Genomic DNA, 19,876 nt, shown 5'->3' with positions numbered 1-19,876 from the left:
ACGAACACGACAGGGCAATCACGATGCCTCCGTATGATCACAACCCGCTCTAATCAGTCGTCGGTGTCGCCGGGGTCCCAGAAGGTCGCGATGGCAAGACCCGCCGCCAGCGCCGCATCGCGCTGCGCCGGGTCCCTCGGCAACGCCAGCCGCGCGCGAGTCAGGCCGTTGGTGTCGAGCGCGGCGACGGGCAGGCCCTGCTGGTCGTCCAGCCAATAGCCGATCGGGGTTTCGACGGGCACCTTGCCCTTCCCCATGTCATGCGCCGACCGCAGCCGCAGCCGGGTGCCGCCCACCTCCACCTCGCCGATGCGGACCGTGGGCTGGACCAGGCGTTCGGGCTGGAGATCGGCGGCGAGCCACAGGCGGCCGCTCGGGCGGCCGTCGCGCTGGAATTCGCAGGTGAAGCCGAGCGGCGCGACCGGCTGCGACGATGTCACGCGTCCGTCCGACATCCTGCGTTCGGTGCGACCATAGCTACATTCGCCCGACAGCGTGCCGCCGACTTCGGCCCCGGTGACGGAGAAGGTGACGCGGCCGTAACGGGCGACGGCGCTATAGTCGGTGTAGGGCGACGCCAACGTCCGCTCCTGGCCCATCGCGCGGCGTTTGACGGTGCCGGTCGCAGAGCCAACGCGCAGCTTGCCGTCCATCCACAGCGGCTTGCGGATTTCGACCAGGTCACCGCGGGCGGCGAATTGGTGAAACCCCGTCATCGCCGGCCCGCCCGCCACCGCCGCGCTTGCCGTGCCGAGCGTAGCGGCGATCGCCAGTCCGATCTTCATGTCCGTCCTCCCTGTCATTTCGTTATCGTGACGACATCTGGCCACGCGCGGACTGTCGGCAGGCTGAACGGTTTATCGGCGTTCGTATACCATGACGGGCAGGTTGCCGATCGGCAGCGTCGTGCGGCGGCGATAGCCGCGCATCAGCTCGTCGATGGCGACACCCTGGATCTCGGTCTGCTCGCCGGGATAGGGGCGGCGCATCACGACCACGGCCGGGCGCTGGGCGAAGATGCGGCGGACTTCGCCGATCTGGTCGACGCCGATCGCCCCGCGCTCGCGGATCTCCTCCATGTGCGGGGGGAAGATGTAGGCGGTCAGCGTGCAGCGTCCGGTCGTGCGATAGACGATCGACGGACCCGAGAACACATAGAGGCATCCCGGCCCCTGCCCGACCGCGGCGGTCAGCGCGGCGAGCTGGCCCGGGCCGCCGCGCTTGACCCGATTGACGATGACGGTGCCCAGCCCGAGCAGCGCGACGATGCCCAGGATCGCCGGCGTCGCCCGCCCGCGCCAATGCCGCGCGCCCAGAAACCCGGCGGAACAGGCCGCGCCGGGGGCGGCTGCGGGCAGGCCGTAATGTTCGTACCAGCCACCGAAGGCGAGGATGCCGGCCAGGTTCACCGCGAACCAGAGGAACAGTAGCCGCCGCACGTCCGCGTCGCCGCCCTCGCCCGCGCGGCGCGATCCGAACGCCATTGCGACGAGCGGCGACAGCATGAGCGCCAGCCCCTCCAGATGACCGATCGCGTTCCCGAAAGGGTCGGGCTTGCGCGCGAGGATCGAGGTGAAGTTGGCGTAGACGAACGCCTCACCGTGGCCGAGCGCGGCATAGGTCGCATAGGCCGCGGCGGTCGGCAGGATGGCGACCAGTACCAGCGCCACGCCATAGCCAACGAAGCGCAGGGGCGAGCGCGTGGCGCGCCATTCGCCCCACAGCAGCCACAGGCCGAACGCCATGCCTTCGAAGACGACGCTGTATTTGATCTGCAGGCTGAGGCCGACCAGCGCGAGCGCGGCCAGCCCGCGCCAGCGGCGGTGCGGCCCGCTGGCGGTCGCGGTCAGCAGCGCCGCGGCGGTCATCGAAAGATTGTATAAGACCGGGGACTGCCCCCCCACCCCGCCCATCGGGTTGAGCCAGAGGATATAGGCGATGCCGGCAAAGGTCGCTCCCCGCGCCCAGCCCGCCAGCACCGCCAGTCGCGCGACGAGCATCGCGGTCGCGACGACGAAGCCCAGCGCCATCGCCTGATAGGCGAACGTCCCCCAAGGCAGCGGCAGCGCGGCGGCCGGGGCGTAGAGCAGGAACAGCCCGATCGGTTTCCTGTCCCACACATCGACGAACGGCAGCGCGCCGTCCCACATCCGGCTTGCGGCGAGGAAATAGAATTGCTCGTCGACATGAACCATCGGGTTGCCGAACGACAGGGCGCGGGCCGCCACCGCGACGATCGCCAGGACGGCCAGACGATGGCGCGGATCGGTGACGAGGGCGTACCACGACCGCCCCGGTGCGGTCGGTGCCGTCGCGCCGGTCATGCGAACACGTCGGCCAGCTGCTCGGTCTGCGGCCCCTCCCGCGCCTCCCGCAACGTGAAGAAGAGGCTGGTCACGACCGTCGACCACAGCGCGGTCGTCAGCGTGCTGGTGATCAGCGCGGTGACGACGGTGACCGGCGTCGGTTTGAGACCGGTCAGCCCGCCGTTCAGGATCACCGTCGGCACCGCTCCCAGTGCGGAGGCGAGCCACGACAGGATGAGGACGATGACGACGAGGAAGAAGATCGTCCAGCGCACGCCGCGGGTCAGTTCGCGGCTGCGTCCGAAGGCGGCGAACACGCCGCGATCCTCCTCGACCAGCGCCGGAATGGTGACGATCCACGTCACCAGAACGATGATCCCCGGCACGATCAGAAACACCCAGCCGACCGCGATGCCGATGGTGTAGAGAATGGCGACGCCGATCAGCGGCAGCAGCTTGACGAGCCCGCCGCTCAGGCTCTCGCCCAGACCGATCGTCCGCCCCTGGACGAAAGCGCCGGTCGTGCGGACCAGCGCGGCGAGCGCCAGGGCGGTGCAGATCGCATAGACGATGAAATTGAGCACCATCAGCGCGACGAAGCCGGACTGCGCCGCCGCATCCGGCCCGATCCGGACCATCAACAATTGACTCATCACCTGCTGCGGCACGGCCCCCAGCAGGAAGGCGATTGCGAACACGGTCATCGGATTGCCCGTCATCACCCCGAACGCACGGCCCATCACCGTCCCGATCGCCAATGGTGGCGCGCGGTCGCTATAGCTCATCGTTACAATCCCCACGACTGTCCGGCCCAGATGGCGCACATCGCCGGTCTTGTCACGCGGCCGGGGGATCGGGAACATTGTCGCGGCGCGCGTGGGGTCGTAACGTGGGCGCAACGGGGGATTGGCAGGCGACCATGGCAGGGGGCGGGACGGACGAGCGGCTGGCGGCGGCGCATCGTGCGCTGCGCGAGGGGCGTGATATCCAGTTCGACCTGCTGCCTGCCGCCGGACCGCCGCCGACGCCCGAATGGGTGAAGACATTGGGCGAGTGGTTCCGCTGGGCTTTGTCGCCGATCGGGCGCATGTTCCGCTGGCTGACCGACATGATGCCCGAGGCGCCCTATGCGCGGATCGTACTGTGGGCGATGATCGCGGTGCTGGCGCTTCTGATCCTGCGCGTCGTCGTCGACCGGGTGCGGAACGGCGAGTGGCGGATGCCGACGTGGCGCCGCCGTCAGGCCGTCGCGGCACTCGACGAAGATACAACCCCCGGCGACTGGTCGGTCGAGGCGGCGCCCGCCCGGCGCTGGCTGGAGGAGGCCGACCGGCTGGCAGCGGACGGCCGCTTTGCCGAGGCGGTCCACCATATCCTGCTGCGCAGCGTCGAGGATATCGCCCGCCGCCGCCCGCACCTCGTCCGCCCCGCGCTTACCAGCCGCGACATCGCGCGCGCGCCCGGCATCCCGGAGGCACCGCGCACGCTGTTCGGCGACCTCGCCGCAGTCGTCGAGCGCAGCCTGTTCGGCGGCGCGGCAGTGGACGCCGGCGATTGGCAGCGTTGCCGCGCGGCCTATGCCGCCTTTGCGGTGCCAAAGGCGTGGAAGGCATGAGCGGCCCCGCCGACACTCTGTTCCGCGCGCGGACCGTCGTCATCCTGCTGGTGATCGGCATCGGCGGCTTCATCGGCACGCTGATCATGGGCGCCTATGCCCCCGACCTCCGCTCGGGGCGCGACGGCGGCGGCCATGCCCTGTCGAACGCCGCGACCGGATATCGCGCGATCGTCGAGCTGGCGCAGGCGACCGGCCGCAATCCGCGCATCGTCCGCGACACACGGCTATTCGGCACCCCCGACCTGCTGATCGCCACGCCCGAGCGCGCCAGCGTCAACATCTCCGCCGCGGTCGCGGGGCGCGACTATAAGCCGACCCTGTTCGTCCTGCCCAAGTGGCAGACCGAAGCCGATCCCGACCGGTCGGACTGGGTGCGCCGCAAGGGCCTGCTGCCGCTTTCGGAGCCGATCGGCGTGCTGGCGCCGGGCACGCGGTTCCAGATGCGTCGGGTGAAGAGCGGCGGGATGATGCTGACCAACGTCGCGCTGCCGGCGGCGGTCGCGTTCCGCGCGCCGCGGGTGTTGCAGGTCATCACCGACGCGAGTTTTACGATCTCGCCCGCCGACGAGAATGAGGACGGCGAGGTGACCGAGGACGAGATGGGGCAGGTGCCCCGGCTGATCCCGTTGATCACCGATGGCAACGGAGGCATCGTGCTCGCGCGGCTGGGCGATGCGCCGCGGTTCGTGTTGGCGGAGCCCGACTTAATCGACAATCTGGGCATGAAGGACATCGGCCAGGCCCGCGCGGCGCTGGCGCTGTTCGACGCGCTGGACCCGCGCAAGGATCGCGGCATCGCGTTCGATGTGACGTTCAACGGCCTCGGGCGCAGCCGCAGTCCGCTCAAACTGGCGTTCGAGCCGCCGTTCCTCAGCGTCACGCTGACGATCGCCGCCGCGCTGCTGCTGGTCGGGTTGAACGCGCTGGGCCGCTTCGGTCCCGTCGTCCCCCGCCCGCGCGCGATCGCCTATGGCAAGACCGCCCTGCTCGACAACAGCGCCGGCCTGGTCCGCCGGGCAGGGCGCGAGGCACGGATGGGCGGGCGCTATGCCGCGGCCATCCGCGACCGGGCGGCGCGCATCTTCGGCGCACCCGCGCGGCTGAAGGACACGGCGCTGACCGCCTATCTCGACACGCTCGGCCACGGCCGGCGCTTTTCCGAACTGGCGAGCGACGCGGAGAGCGCGACCGATCGCCGCAGCGTGTTGCAGGCCGCCCTGGCGCTGCACCGCTGGCAAGCAGGCATCACGAGGAGACACAGGTGAGCGTTACCCACGTCCAGGCGCTGGCCGAAGATATCCGGCGCGAAGTCGCCCGCGCCGTCGTCGGTCAGGACGCGACGATCGAGCTGATGCTGATCGCGCTGTTCTCCGGCGGGCACGTCCTACTCGAAGGGCCGCCGGGCACCGCCAAGACGCTTCTGGCGGCGAGCTTCGCGCGCGCGCTCGGGACCGATTTCGGCCGCATCCAGTTCACCCCCGACCTGATGCCCGGCGACATCATCGGCGCGAACCTGTTCAACTTCCAGACGAGCAGCTTCACGCTGACCCGCGGTCCGATCTTCACCGAACTGCTGCTCGCCGACGAGATCAACCGCACCCCGCCAAAGACTCAGGCCGCATTGCTGGAGGCGATGCAGGAGCGCACCGTGACCATCGACGGCACCAGCCTGCCGCTCAGCGACCGCTTCACCGTCATCGCGACGCAGAACCCGATCGAGCAGCAAGGCGTCTATCCCCTGCCCGAAGCACAGCTCGACCGTTTCCTGTTCAAGCAGACGGTCGACTATCCATCGGCCGAGGAGGAACGCCGCATCATCGCCCGCCATGGTGCGCGCGGTGCCGCGATGGCGCCCGAGGATTGGGGCGTTACCCCGGTCGCCGATGCGACGAAGCTGTCGGCGGCGGTCGAGACGGTCGCGGGCGTGCGGCTGGTCGACGAGGTGACCGACTATATCCTGCAGCTGATCCGCGCGACCCGCGGCGTCGCCGACCTGGAAAGCGGTGCGTCGCCGCGCGCGGGCGTGATGCTGGCGGGTGCGGCGCGGGCGCGGGCGGCGATCGACGGGCGCGAATTCGTGATCCCCGACGATGTGAAGGCGCTGGCCCCCGCCCTGCTGCGCCACCGGCTGATCCTGTCGCCTGCGGCCGAGATCGACGGGCGCCAGATCGACGATGTCGTCGCGAGCATCATCGAAACGATCGACGCGCCGCGCTGATACGTCCGTGATCTACCCCACCCGCACCGCGATCCTGCTGACACTCGCCGGCCTGCCGGTGGTGCTGCTGGTCGCGCTGGCCGCGTCGGCGCGCTGGTATGCGGCGCTTGCCTGGCCGGTCGCGGTGCTGGTGCTGACCGCGATCGATGCGGTGCGGGGGAGCCGCCCGCAGCAGGCCGACGCGACGCTGACGCTGCCGTCGTCCGCCGGGGTCGGGACCGGGGTCGACGCGGTGCTGGACCTGAGCATCGCCGGCCATGCCCCCGCCCGTGTCGACGTAGCGATCGGCGGCAACGGCCTGATCGTGCCGGCCGATGCCGACGTCACGGCGATCGACCTGACGGACGGGCACGGCCGCTTCGCCATTCCGTATCGTGCGGTGCGGCGCGGGACGGCGCGGCTCGACCGGTTGTGGCTGCGCTGGTCCGGGCCGTTCGGGCTGGCTTGGAAGCAGCGGGATATCGCGCTGGACGCGACGTCGGCGATCGTCCCCGACCTGACCCTCGTCCACGATCGCGGCGCGCAGCTGTTCCAGCGCCACGCGCTCCAGGGGCTGATGGCGCAGATCGATCGTGGCGACGGCGCCGACTTCGATGCGCTGACCGAGTTCCGCAGCGGCATGGACCGCCGCGCGATCGACTGGAAACAGTCCGCCCGCCACACCAAGCTGCATGCGAAGGAATTCCGCGCCGAGCGCAACAGCCAGATCGTCTTCGCCATCGACGCCGGGCGACAGATGTCGGAGCCGATCGCGGGGCTGAGTCGGCTCGACCGCATCGTATCCGCGATGCTGCTGACCGGCTGGATCGCCCTGAAACTGGGCGACCGCGTCGCGCTCCATGCCTTTGATTCGCGGCCACGTATCTCCAGCGGGCTCGTGTCCGGTCCGGCCGCCTTACCCGCGCTCCAGCGGCTGGCGGCCCGGATCGATTACAGCGGGGAGGAGACGAACTACACCTTCGCGCTGACCAATCTCGCGGCGACGCTGACCCGGCGGTCGATGATCGTGCTGTTCACCGAATTCACCGACCTGACTTCGGCGGAATTCATGGTGCGCGCCGCCGCCCGCCTGTTGCGCACCCACTTGTTGCTCGTAGTCGTGCTGCGCGACGACGAACTGGAGACCATCCTCGACCGCGCGCCGGAGACGGCGGAAGACGTGACCCGCGCGGTCACCGCCTCGGCGCTGCTGCGCGACCGGTTGATGGTGCTGACCCGGCTGCGCCACCTGGGCGCGCACGTCATCGAAAGCGGCCATGACGAGGTCGCGACGCGGCTCGTCGAGGGCTATGTCGACCTCAAGCGGCGGAACCTGCTGTGACCGAAATCCTACCCGCCGCCCCGCTGGTCAACGCCAGCCGCTTCCGCGCCGCGCATGAGGGCGATTGGGACCGGCTCGAACGCATCATCACGCGGATGGAGAAGCGATCGGTCGGGGCGCTCGACGACGAGGATATCCTGGCTCTGCCGCTCCTCTATCGCACGACGCTCTCCTCGCTGTCGGTAGTGCGCGAGACCTCGCTCGACCGGGCGCTGGCGACCTATCTCGAACGGCTGTGCACCCGCGCCTATTTCCAGCTCTACGGCGTGCAGACCTCGCCCTGGCGGCAGTTGGGGGCATTCTTCGCCACCGGCTGGCCGCGTGCGGCACGCAGCCTGTGGCGCGAGACGGTCTTCTGCATCGCGCTGATGGTGGCGGGAACGCTCGCCGGTTATTTCCTGGTCCATAGCGACCCCGCCTGGTTCTACGCGCTGATCCCCGAAGACCTCGCCGGCGGGCGGACGCCGACCGCGAGCGCGGAGAGCCTGCGCAACACGCTGTACGACACGGGCGGCGAAGGCGCGCTGGCGGCGTTCGCCACGGCGCTGTACACGCACAACAGCCAGGTCGCGATCTTCGCCTTCGCACTCGGCTTCGCCTTTGCCGTGCCGACGTTGCTGCTCGTCATATACAATGGCCTGTCGCTGGGGGCGATGATCGCGGTGTTTGCCGACAAAGGGCTGGGCGTGAACTTCGCCGGATGGCTGACGATCCACGGCACGACCGAGTTGCTGGCGGTGGCGCTGGCCGCGGCGGCGGGGACGCGGATCGGGTCGGCGGTCGCCTTCCCGGGCCGTGAGGCGCGCAGCGAAGCGGCGGTGACCGCCGGGCGCGAGGCCGCGACCGTGATGGCCGGCGCGGTCTGCATGTTGCTGGTCGCCGGCATATTGGAGGGGATCGGGCGCCAGACGGTCGTCAGCGATGCCTTGCGCTTCGGCATCGGCGGGGCGGCGCTGGCCGGATGGCTCGCCTATCTCTACCTGCCACGCCGGACGGGCGCGGCATGATGCGCCGGGCGCGACGCGGGCGGGAACCGAAGTCGCCGCGATCGATGACGCGCAGCTTCGTCACGCCGGAGGGCGTCGACCTGCGCATCGAACTCGGCACCGCCAGCGCGCGCGCGACCGCCTTTGTGCTCGACTGGGTGGCGATCATCGTCGTGATGGTCGCGATCACGTTCCTGCTGTTATATCTCGCAGGCGACAAGCGTCAGGTCGAGCTGACGGCGATGCTGTGGCTCATCGGCCTGTTCGTCCTGCGCAACGGCTGGTTCACTTTGTTCGAGATGGGCCGGCGCGGGGCGACGCCGGGGAAGCGGTTGATGAAGCTGCGTGTCATCGCGCGGGACGGCGGACGACTGACCGGCGCGGCAGTGATCGCCCGCAATGCGCTGCGCGAGATCGAGATATTCCTGCCGCTGTCGTTTCTCGCCGAACGCGCGTCCCAGGGGGCGGCGGACGGGTTCCTGATCGTTTGCGCGCTCCTGTGGACCGGTATCTTCTTCCTGTTCCCGCTGTTCAATCGCGACCGCCTGCGCGTCGGGGACTTCATCGCCGGCACCTGGGTCGTAAACGACGCACGCGGCAAGCTGGGCGCGGACCTGACCGCCGTCGATCGCGCGCGCCCGCGCCGTGTCTTCACCGACGCGGCGCTCGACCTCTACGGCATCTACGAATTGCAGACGCTGGAGGACGTGCTGCGCACCGGCCGCGAGGACGCGGTGGCGACCGTCGCCGGCGCGATCCGGCGCAAGGCCGGCCTGGCCGACGACGGCGACGATTTCGGATTCCTCACAGACTATTACGCAGCCCTGTGCGCCCGGCTGGAACGCGGGATGCTCGTCGGGCGGCGGCGGCTCGACAAATATGGCGGGGCGAGCGGGCGCTAGGGCTGCGCTACGCTTCCCAGCCCAGCGCCTCGCTGATCGCGCGCGCCGTATCGCGGATCGCGCCGCTCATCGGTTCCAATTGCTCGGTTTCCAGATATTGCGCCGCGGTCGCCATGCTGACCGCGCCGACGATCACGCCCGCGGCGTTCCGGACCGGCGCGGCGACCGCGCGGATGCGGTCGGGCGGTGGACCTTCGTGGATCACCGCCCCCCGCGCGATGTCGTCGGTCAGGCGGCGGTCGAAGTCGGCGGCGTCGATCGTCTCGCCCGCAGCCGCGATCAGGCGCCGACGCGCGTCGGCGGGTTCGTCGAACAGCAGCGCCTTGCCCATGCTCGTCTCGACCAGCTTGCGCCGCGTCCCGACCGGCGTCGCGACGATCACCCGCTCGCGGCCCTGCGCGCGGTGGAGGTGGACCGAATAATCGCCGTCGCGCTGCCCCAGGAACGACGACAGCCCGGTTTCCGCGGACAGGTCGGCCAGGAACGGCCGCGCGACGGTGACCAGGTCGTAGCGATCCTGCGCGATCATCCCCAGCCGGATCAGCTCCGGCCCGCCCCGGATGCGCCCGCCCGGGCCATGCGCCAGGAATCCGCGACGGACGAGCGCGGTGATGAGGCGATTGGCTGTACTGCGCGTCAGCCCCGACCGCTCGACCAGCTCGACCATCCGCATCGGCTCACGCACGGCCTGCTCGATCAGGTCGAGCCCGCGGATCAGGGTCTGCGCCCCGACAGATGACGGTCCGCCTTCGCCCTCGGGAGATATCGTCGCCATCCTGTCCATCCTCTGCACCAACGCCGCCTTGGGGTGTGCGATAGCCGAAGTCGCCGATCATCGCGACCGCGGGAACTCAGACGACCCGCCCGTCTCGCCGAAGGGCCAAAGCAAAAAGGCCCCGGAACGCGGCAGCGATCCAAGGCCTTTTGAAAATGGTGGGCGTGGCAAGGATTGAACTTGCGACCCCTGCGATGTCAACACAGTGCTCTACCACTGAGCTACACGCCCACACCCCTTGCGGGAAGCGCGCCTCTACCCGGCGAATCGGATCGGTGCAAGCGCGTTTGCGGAAAAAATCAGATGTGGCCGCTCGCATTGCCGACCTCGAACATGCGGTCGACCTCCAGCACCAGGTCGCGCAGGTGGAACGGCTTCGACAGCACGCGCGCCTGCGGCATCGCCTTGCCCGCCTTCAGCGTCACGGCCGCGAAGCCGGTGATGAACATGACGCGGGTATCGGGCGCGATATCGGCACAGCGCTGCGCCAATTCGATGCCGTCCATCTCCGGCATGACGATGTCGGTCAGCAACAGGTCGAACGTCTCACGCTCCAGCAACGGAAGCGCCGCGGTGCCGCGGTCGACCGACGTCACGGCATAGCCCGAGCGTTCGAGCGCGCGCGTCAGATACTCGCGCATCACGTCGTCGTCCTCGGCCAGCAGGATCCGTATCATCGCCATTCTTTCAAAATCCGTCGCGCCGCGTCGTCGCGGCCGTATCTATCCGCCAAGGCTTTAAGAAATTCCAGACGCCGCGCCACGGTTTTGCGCAATCCGTTCGTCGCAAGCTTGCCCCGAATGGCACAGCCCCCTAGCCTCCGTGACGTGCAGCCCAGTTTCGACCGCCTCGGCCCCCTGCCCCCGACCAGCCCGGTGGTGGTGTCGGTCCCGCACGCCGGGCGCGACTATCCGCCGGCCTTGCTGGCGCGTCTGCGGGTCCCGGCGGCGCAATTGCGCCCGCTGGAGGATCGGCACGTCGATATGCTGGCGCTGGCGGCGCGCGCGGACGAGACGCTGATCGTTGCGCGTAAAGCGCGGGCGTGGATCGACCTGAATCGCAGCGAGCGCGACCGCGACCCGCGCGTCGACGATGGCGCGGCGCGCTTCGGCATGCCGCAACTGTCGAGCCGGGTACGCGGCGGGCTGGGCCTCATCCCGCGCCGCGCGGCGGCGGGGACCGAGATCTGGGCGCGATCGTGGAGCGCCGACGATGTCGCCGCGCGCATCCACGCCGACCATCGCCCCTATCATGCAGCGCTGGCCGAGACGCTGGCCGCGGCGCGGGCGCGGTTCGGCGTGGCCATCCTGCTCGACCTGCATTCGATGCCGTCGCTGGCGGGGGCCGATCCGGCGCGGATCGTGATCGGCGACCGCTTCGCCCGAACCAGCGCCGCGCGATTCGTCGCGCGGATCGAAGGTTGTGCCAAGCGGGCGGGCTACGCCGTTGCGCTCAACACGCCCTATGCCGGCGGCCATGTGCTGGAGCGGCACGCGGCGCCCGGCCGCGGCATCCACGCGATCCAGCTGGAGATCGACCGCGCGCTGTATCTGGACGCGCAATTGGATCAGCCGGGTCCGGGGTTCGATGCGGTGGCCCGGTTCGTGCGGGACGTCATCGACGCACTGGCCGACGAGGCGATGCCGACCGCCTTCGCCGCCGAATAACCGGCCGCGGACATAAAAAAACCACCTCGAGGCAAGCCCCGAGGTGGCCAAGGTTCAGGGAGGAGACACACCCGAAGGCGTGCCGCAAAGCCCCGCGAAAGGGGGGACACGAAGCCTTGCACAAGCAATGTATGTCGGGTGCAAACGGCTTTCAAGGGACAAATTTACGGTATTTTCCGATGCCTTAACGCGGCGTCGGCACCCGCAGGATCGGCAGCATCCGCACGAGCGTCGAATCGCGCAGGATCAGATGGTGGCGAAGCGCGGCCACGACATGCAGGACGACCAGCGCCAGCATCGCATAGCCGAGGATCTCATGCCCCTCATGCGCCGCTCCGCCCACCGCGGGCGAGACCGGCAGATAGGGAATGGGAAACAGCCCGAACCAGTCGAGCGGACGCCGCACCGTGCTGCCCGACACCATCGCCCAGCCCGACAGCGGCACAAGGATCGACAAGGCATAAAGCGCCCAGTGCGAGGCGTTGGCCGCGGCCCGCTCCCACGCCGGCATCGTCCGGTCGAGCGGCGGCGGACGATGACCGAGACGCCAGGCGAGCCGCGCGATCGTCAACACCAGCACCGTGATGCCGATCGACTTGTGCAGCGGCATAACCGCCCAGCCCTTCGGCAGCGAATCATGCGCGATACCCAGCCACAGATTGACGATGATCGCCGCCGCGATCAGCCAGTGGAAGACGATCGACCCGCGAGCGTAACGATCGGTGCGGGCGATGGTGCTGCGCATGGGCATTCCTTTGCGGCTGGTCACCTGGGTCAGCTTATGGAGCGTCAGCGGACGGCGCAAGCGGGACCAGCTTGCCGGGATTGAACAACCCGAGCGGGTCGAAGGCGGACTTGATCGCCCTGAGGGCAGCCAGGCGCGCGGGGTCGCCCAACCGGGCAAGTTCGTCGCGCTTCATCTGACCGATGCCATGTTCGGCGGAGATCGATCCACCCGCCGCGACGACCAGGTCATGGACCATGGCGGTGATGCGATGCGCGTCGGTCGCATACCAGGCGTCGCGGTCGACGCCCGCCGGCGCGCGGACGTGGAAATGGACGTTGCCGTCGCCGAGATGGCCGAAGGCGGTGGCATGGGTGCCGGGCCAGGCACGCTCCATCGCCGCGACACCGTCGATCATGAAGTCGGGCATCGATGCGACGGGGACGGAGATGTCGTGCTGGACAGCCGGTCCCGCGGCGCGCTCGGCTTCCGACAGCGAATCGCGGATGCGCCACATCGCCTCGGCCTGCGCTTCGCTCGCCGCCACCACCGCATCGTCGCCGACCCCGTCGCCCAGCGCATCGGCGAGCAGCCGTTCGAGCAACCGCGCCGGCGCCTCGCCGCTTGTATCGGTGACGACCGCCTCGATCAGGACATGCCAGGCGTGACGCCCGGCGAGCGGCGCGCGGGTGCCGGGGATATGGTCGAGCACGAGCGCCAGGCTGTCGCCGGGGATGATCTCGAAGCTTTCGATCCGGTCGGTCGCGCGTTCCAGCCGGCGCAACAGGGCCAGCGCCGCATGCGGCGATTCCAACCCGACCCAGGCGACGCCGCGATCGACGATGGCGGGCACGAGCCGCAGCGTCGCCGCGGTAACTACGCCCAACGTCCCTTCCGCGCCGATCAGCAGCTGGTCGATGCTGTAGCCGCGATTGTCCTTCTTGAGCGGTGCGAGGCCGCGATAGACCTGACCATCGGGCAGGACCGCCTCCACGCCCGCAACCAGCGCGCGCATCGTGCCGAACCGCAGCACCTGCGTCCCGCCCGCGTTGGTCGAGATCAGGCCGCCGATCGTCGCCGACCCCCGCGCGCCGAGCGTCAGGGGAAAGCGGCAACCGATGCCGGCGGCGGCATCGTGCAGATCGCTCAGGATCACGCCGGCTTCCGCGATCGCGGTTCCGGCGTCGGCCGACAGATCGCGAATCCGGTTCAACCGCCGCAGCGACAGGATGGCGGCGCGGCCGTCCTGGTCGGGCGTCGCGCCGCCGACCATCGACGTATTGCCCCCCTGCGGCACCAGCGCGACGCGATGGCGGCGTGATTCCTCGACGATCGCAACGACGTCTTCCGTCGACGCGGGCGACAGCAGCGCGCAGGCCGCGCCGTGATACCGTCCGCGCCAGTCGCTCAGCCATGGCGCGAGGTCGTCGTGCGCGGTCGTCACGCCGCGTGCCCCGATCCGGGACAGGACGTCGGCGATAAAGCGTTCCGTATCTGGCGAGGTCATCGCGCGGCCGTTAGCATGGCACATACGACGTCGCCAATTCATCGGCGGTTCAACGATACGGGGCCATTCGCGCAACCGACCATGCCTGTCGCCCGCCTGCCAATCCTCGCCGTGGCCATAGCCCTGCCCGCGCTGACCGCCCAGGCGCAGCAGCGGGATTCGCGTGGCCCCGCGCAAGGGCGGATGACGACGACCACCGTGACGATCCAGCAACGGATGATCATCCGCGTGCCGCGTATGTCGACGCCGCGCGGGAGCGCGATCGGCCTCGCCCGCCCCCCCGCGACCGTGCAATGGGCGGAAAAGAAGGCGGGCAAGTGCGTCGCCCTGATCGACATCGCCGCGGCCGCCCTGCCCGGCAGTGACAGCGTCGACCTGATCATGAACGGCGGCGCGCGAATCCGCGCCAAGCTGGACAAGGATTGCCGCGCGCTCGATTTCTATTCGGGCTTTTACGTGCGGATGACGCCGGACGGAAAAGCCTGTGCATCGCGCGATGCGTTCCGGTCGCGCGCGGGCGGCGAATGCCGGATCAAGGCGTTCCGCACCCTCGTCGCGAAACGGTGATCGCGAGCGCGCGACCTTGACTTTTGCGCGCCGATCCGCAAGCGCGGGGCGACGTGTCGGGCGCGCGGCTTTCGCGGCCTTCTTAATCCGGACAACCGCATGAGCTTCGCCGATCTCGGCTTATCAGACGAACTGCTGCGTGCAGTGGAAGCATCGGGCTATAGCGACCCGACTCCGATCCAGGCCGCGGCCATCCCCAGCGTGCTGATGATGCGCGACCTGATCGGGATCGCGCAGACCGGCACCGGCAAGACCGCCAGTTTCGTGTTGCCGATGATCGACATCCTGGCCCAGGGCCGCAGCCGCGCGCGGATGCCGCGCAGCCTGATCCTGGAGCCGACGCGCGAACTCGCCGCGCAGGTCGCCGAAAATTTTGAGAAATACGGCGTCAACCACAAGCTCAGCATGGCCCTGCTGATCGGCGGCGTGCAGATGGGCGATCAGGTGAAGGCGCTGGAAAAGGGCGTCGACGTGCTGATCGCGACGCCGGGCCGGCTGATGGACCTGTTCCAGCGCGGCAAGATCCTGCTGACCGGCTGCGAACTGTTGGTCATCGATGAGGCGGACCGGATGCTCGACATGGGGTTCATCCCCGATATCGAGGAAATCTGCACCAAGCTGCCCAAGACGCGCCAGACCCTGCTGTTTTCGGCGACCATGCCGCCGCCGATCAAGAAGCTGGCCGACCGCTTCCTGTCGAACCCCAAGCAGATCGAGGTGTCGCGCCCGGCGTCGACCAACCTCAACATCACGCAAAAGCTGGTCCCCGTCCGCGCCGACCGCAAGCGCGAGGTGCTCCGTACGCTGCTGACCCGCGACGATGTGAAGACCGCGATCATCTTCTGCAACCGCAAGACCACGGTCCGCGAACTGAACAAATCGCTGCGCCGCTACGGCTTCAAGTCGGGCGAGATCCACGGCGACATGGAACAGCCGCAGCGCCTGGCCGAACTGGCGCTGTTCAAGTCGGGCGAGATCAATATCCTGGTCGCCTCCGACGTCGCCGCACGCGGGCTCGACATCAAGGGCGTGAGCCACGTCTACAACTTCGATGCGCCCTGGCATCCGGACGACTATGTCCACCGCATCGGCCGCACCGGCCGAGCGGGCGCGACGGGCAGCGCCTATACCTTCGTCACCGCGGACGACGCCGAGAATATCGAGAATATCGAGAAGCTGACCGGCCAGACCATCCCGCGCGAAGAGGTGTCGATCGACGCCGCGCCGCCCGCGCGCGAGGAAGCGCCGCGCGAAGAGCGTCCGCGGCGCGGTCGCCGCGATACGGCCGAAGCCCGGCCGACGCGCGAGGAGCGGGCACCGCGTGACGATCGCGCGCCCCGCTCGGCGCGTCCGGCCCGGGACGAACGCCCTGTCCGCGAAGAGCGGCCTGTCCGCGCCGACCGCGAGCCGCGTCGCGACGACCGCCGCTCGCGCAATGGCTACGACGACGGCCCCGATGTCGGCTGGAACGGCCCGATCCCGTCGTTTCTGGACATCAAGCTGGGCGCCTGACCCGGCGCAATCGCGGCGATGGACGACAGCCTGTTCGAATATGTCGAGCCCGTCCGGGTGCCGAGCCCGTGCGTCAACGTCTGCCGGCTAGACGCGGCGACGGGCTGGTGCATCGGCTGCGGGCGGACCGGCGACGAAATCACCCGCTGGACCGCGGTCGGCGAGGCTGAGCGCGACGCGGTGATGGCGATCCTGCCGACGCGAATGACGAGCCTGCGCGAGCGGCGGCGGCGGGGGCTGTAGGCCGGGGTTTGATTGGGCCGCCCGGCATAATCCCGTGCGCCGGCGGAGGCTGTGGCGGTCGAGAGCCTTCGGTCGCCAACCCTCCGGTCCTCGCCGGAGCACAGCATGGCTTCAAGGCGGGGGGATTTCCCTATCATCTGCTCGCTAAGCCTGTCCGGCGCTCATCAAAGCGACAGGGCGCCCAGCGGCTAATCCGGCTTACCCAATGCACTTCGCGCTGGGCAAACGGATCGGGCAACGCGTGATGATCCAAGCTGACCCGATATGCACGAGAACGTCACGAAGGCGCCTCAAACAACCGTCATCCCGGACTTGATCCGGGATCCAGAGTCACGGGCGACGCGGCGTTGGGCTCTGGATCCAGGATCAAGTCCGGGATGACATGGAAGAACGGACATTGCTCGATCGGTTAGCTGTCGTTTCGAGTCCGAGCAGGCCGCCCCCGCCCATCCTTTACTTGGCGTCGATACTATTCCCGACCGCAGCCGTCGTCGCCGGTCCCGGCGCGATGCCTAGGTCGGCCAGCGGTTCGTTGGCTGCGGCGTTGCTCAGCGCGGTCTCGGTGATGTTCGCCACGATCTCGGGCTTGGCGACGCCGACCGCGGTCAACGCCGGCTCACGGCTGGCATAGTTGAACACAGCGCTGGCGAGGCCGATGAACAGGATCACCGCCGCCAGACCGGTCATGGCGACACGGACGCGCTGCACCGTCTGCGAGTCTTGTGCCGTCGTCGTGGAAGTCTTCGTCTTCGTCACTGTGGCAGAAATGTAACTTAAAATTAGCTCGATGTCGAGCCGTTGGTATCCGTCGACGAACCGTTAACCTGCGCAATGCGGTCGGAAAGCCCTTTTTCGGCGAGCCACTGCGGGTTGTAGAGGGTCGAAAGATAACGGAATCCGGTGTCACACAGGATCGTCGCGATGCGCTTGCCCGGACCCAGTTCGCGCGCCAGCCGCACCGCGCCGGCGACGTTGATGCCCGACGACAGCCCGAGGCACAGCCCTTCCTCCGCCAGCAGTCGGCGGACCCATTCAAGGCCTTCCTCGTCACTGATCCGATATTGGGTGTCGATCGGCGCGCCTTCCAGATTCGCCGTGATGCGCCCCTGCCCGATCCCTTCCGCGACCGACGAGCCTTCGGACCGAAGTTCGCCATGCGCATAATAGTCGTACAGCGCCGCCCCGTGCGGATCGCTGAGCGCGATCGTCACGCTCTCGTCCTTCTCCTTCAGGCCGAGGCCGACGCCGGCGATCGTCCCGCCGGTGCCGGCGGCGCAGGTGAAGCCGTCGATCCGGCCGTCCATCTGCTGCCAGATCTCCTCCGCCGTCCCGACGATATGCGCACGGCGATTGGCGATATTGTCGAACTGGTTCGCCCAGATCGCGTTCGGCGTTTCCTCCGCGATGCGCCGGCTGGTGTGGACGAAATGGCCGGGGTTCGAATAGGGCGCGGCCGGGACCAGCACGAGTTCGGCGCCCAGAGCACGCAGCGTATCCATCTTCTCGCGGCTCTGCGTCTCGGGCATGACGATGATCGTCCGATAGCCCTTGGCATTGGCGACCAGCGCAAGACCGATGCCCGTGTTGCCGGCGGTCCCCTCGACGATCGTCCCGCCGGGCGCGATCAGTCCGCGGCTCTCCGCATCCTCGACGATGGAGAGCGCGGCGCGGTCCTTGACCGATGCGCCGGGGTTGGCGAACTCGCACTTGCCGAAGATGTCGCATCCGGTCGCCTCGCTCGGCCCCTTCAGGCGGACGAGGGGCGTGTTCCCGATCAGCGATAGCGTGTCTTGCGTAGTCTGCATGCGCCCAAGATGGCGCGACCGGGCACGCGCGGCAATGCCAAGAACCGCTTGGGGCCGGGCAAATTCGGCTTCGGGCTCGCTACCCGGGCGAACCGGCGATGCGGCGCGATCACCGATTTAGCGCGTGACGTCGCGTTTTCCTTTGAAACCGCCCCCTCCCCTCCCCTAAATAGGGCGTCCCGTTCCTCCCCCCCCAGGCGACCAGGATCCATGCGTAGCTTATTGTTCCGATCCACCCTGCTGGCGACGATCGCGTCGCCGGTGCTGGCGCAGCAGGCGCCGCCGACGACGATTCAGCCCACGCAGATTCCGCCGTCGCAGGCCGCACCCGCGACGACCGGCGCCCAATCGACCCCGGTCGCGCCTGTTGCCGCCGCCGTTCCGCTGCCCCGCCTGACCGACGAGCAGGCCCGCCAGCTGGTCGCGATCATCGAGGCGGGTCGGATCGAACACGGCCTGCGCCACGACGCGGCGGCGGCAAAGGTGACCGCGACCGACAACGACACGCTGGTCCGCGCCGCGCTCGACTATGCTCGCGCGGTGCGTACCGGGCGGCTGGCCGAAGCGGACTTCAAGGAGGATTGGGGCCTGCGGCCGCAATATTGGGACCCGCTGCCGAGCTTTGCCGATGCGGTCGCAAAGAACGGCCTCGCCCGCTGGGCGCGTGCGTTGCCGCCGCCCTATTCGGGCTATGACGGACTGAAGGACGGATTGAAGGCGTATCGCGCGATCGAGACGGCAGGCGGCTGGCCGCGGTTGGCGGCGGGGCCGGATCTGGTCGTCGGCGCGAAAGGCCCCCGCGTGCGGGCGCTGCGCCAGCGTCTGGCGGTCGAGGACAGCCAGGTCGAGCGGATGGGCGATACCTTCGACGGCGAGCTCAAGGCTGCTGTCCAGCGCGCACAGCGCCGCTTCGGCCTTAATCCCGCGGGCACCGTATCCACGCAGACGCTGGCCGCGCTGAACGTCTCGGCCGCCGACCGCGTCGCGCAGATCATGGCGAATATGGAGCGTTGGCGCTGGATTCCGCGCGAGCTCGACAAGAACCGCATCCAGGTCAACATCGCCGCCGCACTGGTGACGGTGTTCGAGGGCGACCAGCCGATCATGTCGATGAAGGGCGTGACGGGGCGCCCAGGCGACCAGACGCCGATGCTGCAATCGTCGATCCATTCGGTCGTGCTCAACCCGCCGTGGAACGTGCCGACCGGCATCGCCGCGCGCGAGCTGTTTCCGAAAGGAGCGGGTTATCTCAAAGCCAACGGCTTCCGCGTGATCGGCGAGGGACCGAACAAGAGATTGCAGCAACAGGCCGGGCCGTTGTCGGCACTGGGCCGCTACAAGTTCGACTTCGATAATCCCTACGCCGTCTACCTCCACGACACGCCCGCCCAGGCGAAGTTCGCGAGTTTTGATCGCCTGGCCAGCCACGGCTGCGTCCGGCTGGAAAAGCCCGCCGACCTCGCCCGGCTGTTGCTGCGCGGGTCGGCGCAGTGGACGCCCGAGGCGATCGACGCGCAGATCGCCAGCGGCAAGACGACGCGGGCGCAGCTGCCGACGCCGGCGACGGTCTATCTGCTTTACTGGACCGCTTTTGCATCGGCCAACGGCACGATGAACTTCCGCGCCGATCCGTATAGCTGGGACGGCGAACTCGCCGCCAAGATCGAGAAGCGCTCGCAAATCCAAGCCGCCGCACCGGCGATGGCCGACTAAGAGGATTACGCC

The 19,876-nt window shown here is 68.8% G+C and carries 20 protein-coding genes and 1 tRNA gene; 11 read left to right on the top strand and 10 right to left on the bottom strand.

What is annotated here, in order from left to right; genetic code table 11:
- Nucleotides 1-53 precede the first annotated feature (53 nt).
- The 3 genes from ACFSC3_RS04385 to ACFSC3_RS04375 form a co-directional block, all read right to left on the bottom strand.
- The gene (locus tag ACFSC3_RS04385; protein WP_380939120.1) at nt 54-785 is read right to left on the bottom strand and encodes a hypothetical protein; all 732 of its coding nucleotides are present in this window, start codon (nt 783-785) and stop codon (nt 54-56) included.
- A 72-nt stretch (nt 786-857) separates the two neighbouring features.
- The gene (locus ACFSC3_RS04380; protein WP_380939118.1) at nt 858-2,324 is read right to left on the bottom strand and encodes a hypothetical protein; all 1,467 of its coding nucleotides are present in this window, start codon (nt 2,322-2,324) and stop codon (nt 858-860) included.
- Nucleotides 2,321-3,091: a hypothetical protein gene (locus ACFSC3_RS04375; RefSeq protein ID WP_380939116.1), complete on the bottom strand. Its 771-nt coding sequence runs from the start codon at nt 3,089-3,091 to the stop codon at nt 2,321-2,323. Before ACFSC3_RS04375 ends, ACFSC3_RS04380 begins: the two co-directional genes overlap by 4 nt.
- A 104-nt stretch (nt 3,092-3,195) precedes the next feature.
- Here ACFSC3_RS04375 and ACFSC3_RS04370 point away from each other — a divergent pair, with 104 nt between their 5' ends.
- The 6 genes from ACFSC3_RS04370 to ACFSC3_RS04345 are packed head-to-tail and all read left to right on the top strand — an operon-like array spanning nt 3,196 to nt 9,351.
- Nucleotides 3,196-3,921 carry a DUF4129 domain-containing protein gene (locus ACFSC3_RS04370; protein ID WP_380939114.1) on the top strand — a complete coding sequence of 242 codons (726 nt, stop codon included), beginning with the start codon at nt 3,196-3,198 and terminating at the stop codon, nt 3,919-3,921.
- The gene (locus ACFSC3_RS04365; RefSeq protein ID WP_380939112.1) at nt 3,918-5,189 is read left to right on the top strand and encodes a hypothetical protein; all 1,272 of its coding nucleotides are present in this window, start codon (nt 3,918-3,920) and stop codon (nt 5,187-5,189) included. The genes ACFSC3_RS04370 and ACFSC3_RS04365 overlap by 4 nt, the downstream gene beginning before the upstream one ends.
- The gene (locus ACFSC3_RS04360; RefSeq protein ID WP_380939110.1) at nt 5,186-6,142 is read left to right on the top strand and encodes an AAA family ATPase; all 957 of its coding nucleotides are present in this window, start codon (nt 5,186-5,188) and stop codon (nt 6,140-6,142) included. The genes ACFSC3_RS04365 and ACFSC3_RS04360 overlap by 4 nt, the downstream gene beginning before the upstream one ends.
- Nucleotides 6,143-6,149: 7 nt before the next feature.
- Nucleotides 6,150-7,463, top strand: a complete 1,314-nt coding sequence (locus ACFSC3_RS04355; protein WP_380939108.1) for a DUF58 domain-containing protein — start codon at nt 6,150-6,152, stop codon at nt 7,461-7,463.
- Nucleotides 7,460-8,470 carry a stage II sporulation protein M gene (locus tag ACFSC3_RS04350; protein WP_380939106.1) on the top strand — a complete coding sequence of 337 codons (1,011 nt, stop codon included), beginning with the start codon at nt 7,460-7,462 and terminating at the stop codon, nt 8,468-8,470. Before ACFSC3_RS04355 ends, ACFSC3_RS04350 begins: the two co-directional genes overlap by 4 nt.
- 44 nt (nt 8,471-8,514) lie before the next feature.
- On the top strand, nt 8,515-9,351 hold the full coding sequence (locus ACFSC3_RS04345; RefSeq protein WP_380939104.1) for an RDD family protein: 837 nt from the start codon (nt 8,515-8,517) through the stop codon (nt 9,349-9,351).
- Between the two features lie 7 nt (nt 9,352-9,358).
- On the opposite strand, the gene ACFSC3_RS04340 is transcribed toward ACFSC3_RS04345, so the two are convergent.
- The 3 genes from ACFSC3_RS04340 to cpdR form a co-directional block, all read right to left on the bottom strand.
- Nucleotides 9,359-10,126 carry an IclR family transcriptional regulator gene (locus ACFSC3_RS04340; RefSeq protein ID WP_380939102.1) on the bottom strand — a complete coding sequence of 256 codons (768 nt, stop codon included), beginning with the start codon at nt 10,124-10,126 and terminating at the stop codon, nt 9,359-9,361.
- 156 nt (nt 10,127-10,282) lie between these two features.
- Nucleotides 10,283-10,357: transfer RNA gene (locus ACFSC3_RS04335), tRNA-Val, on the bottom strand.
- 68 nt (nt 10,358-10,425) lie between these two features.
- Entirely contained in the window at nt 10,426-10,803 is a 378-nt protein-coding gene (gene cpdR, locus ACFSC3_RS04330; protein WP_380939664.1) for a cell cycle two-component system response regulator CpdR, read from the bottom strand.
- 123 nt (nt 10,804-10,926) lie between these two features.
- On the opposite strand from cpdR, the gene ACFSC3_RS04325 reads away from it, so the two are divergent.
- Nucleotides 10,927-11,793 carry an N-formylglutamate amidohydrolase gene (locus ACFSC3_RS04325; protein ID WP_380939100.1) on the top strand — a complete coding sequence of 289 codons (867 nt, stop codon included), beginning with the start codon at nt 10,927-10,929 and terminating at the stop codon, nt 11,791-11,793.
- Nucleotides 11,794-11,977: 184 nt separating this feature from the next.
- On the opposite strand, the gene ACFSC3_RS04320 is transcribed toward ACFSC3_RS04325, so the two are convergent.
- Nucleotides 11,978-12,538 carry a cytochrome b gene (locus ACFSC3_RS04320; protein WP_380939098.1) on the bottom strand — a complete coding sequence of 187 codons (561 nt, stop codon included), beginning with the start codon at nt 12,536-12,538 and terminating at the stop codon, nt 11,978-11,980.
- A gap of 34 nt (nt 12,539-12,572) precedes the next feature.
- The gene (locus ACFSC3_RS04315; protein WP_380939096.1) at nt 12,573-14,024 is read right to left on the bottom strand and encodes an FAD-binding oxidoreductase; all 1,452 of its coding nucleotides are present in this window, start codon (nt 14,022-14,024) and stop codon (nt 12,573-12,575) included.
- Nucleotides 14,025-14,105: 81 nt separating this feature from the next.
- On the opposite strand from ACFSC3_RS04315, the gene ACFSC3_RS04310 reads away from it, so the two are divergent.
- The 3 genes from ACFSC3_RS04310 (at nt 14,106) to ACFSC3_RS04300 (ending at nt 16,346) form a co-directional block, all read left to right on the top strand.
- Nucleotides 14,106-14,591, top strand: a complete 486-nt coding sequence (locus ACFSC3_RS04310; protein ID WP_380939094.1) for a hypothetical protein — start codon at nt 14,106-14,108, stop codon at nt 14,589-14,591.
- Nucleotides 14,592-14,690: 99 nt separating this feature from the next.
- A complete protein-coding gene (locus ACFSC3_RS04305) occupies nt 14,691-16,103 on the top strand; it encodes a DEAD/DEAH box helicase (protein WP_380939092.1) in 1,413 nt (470 codons plus the stop codon).
- Nucleotides 16,104-16,121: 18 nt separating this feature from the next.
- Nucleotides 16,122-16,346 carry a DUF1289 domain-containing protein gene (locus ACFSC3_RS04300; protein ID WP_380939090.1) on the top strand — a complete coding sequence of 75 codons (225 nt, stop codon included), beginning with the start codon at nt 16,122-16,124 and terminating at the stop codon, nt 16,344-16,346.
- Nucleotides 16,347-16,799: 453 nt separating this feature from the next.
- Here ACFSC3_RS04300 and ACFSC3_RS04295 read toward each other — a convergent pair whose 3' ends face one another.
- Together ACFSC3_RS04295 and ACFSC3_RS04290 are read right to left on the bottom strand one after the other, a co-directional pair.
- The gene (locus tag ACFSC3_RS04295; RefSeq protein ID WP_380939088.1) at nt 16,800-17,102 is read right to left on the bottom strand and encodes a hypothetical protein; all 303 of its coding nucleotides are present in this window, start codon (nt 17,100-17,102) and stop codon (nt 16,800-16,802) included.
- A gap of 23 nt (nt 17,103-17,125) precedes the next feature.
- A complete protein-coding gene (locus tag ACFSC3_RS04290; protein ID WP_380939086.1) occupies nt 17,126-18,151 on the bottom strand; it encodes a cysteine synthase A in 1,026 nt (341 codons plus the stop codon).
- Between the two features lie 222 nt (nt 18,152-18,373).
- Between ACFSC3_RS04290 and ACFSC3_RS04285 the strand changes: the two genes are divergently transcribed.
- Complete coding sequence (locus ACFSC3_RS04285; protein WP_380939084.1) at nt 18,374-19,864, top strand: L,D-transpeptidase family protein; 1,491 nt, start codon at nt 18,374-18,376, stop codon at nt 19,862-19,864.
- Nucleotides 19,865-19,876 lie beyond the last annotated feature (12 nt).

Source organism: Sphingomonas floccifaciens, from assembly GCF_042681125.1.
GTDB lineage: Bacteria > Pseudomonadota > Alphaproteobacteria > Sphingomonadales > Sphingomonadaceae > Sphingomonas > Sphingomonas floccifaciens.
This window is presented reverse-complemented; position numbering and strand designations above follow the sequence as displayed.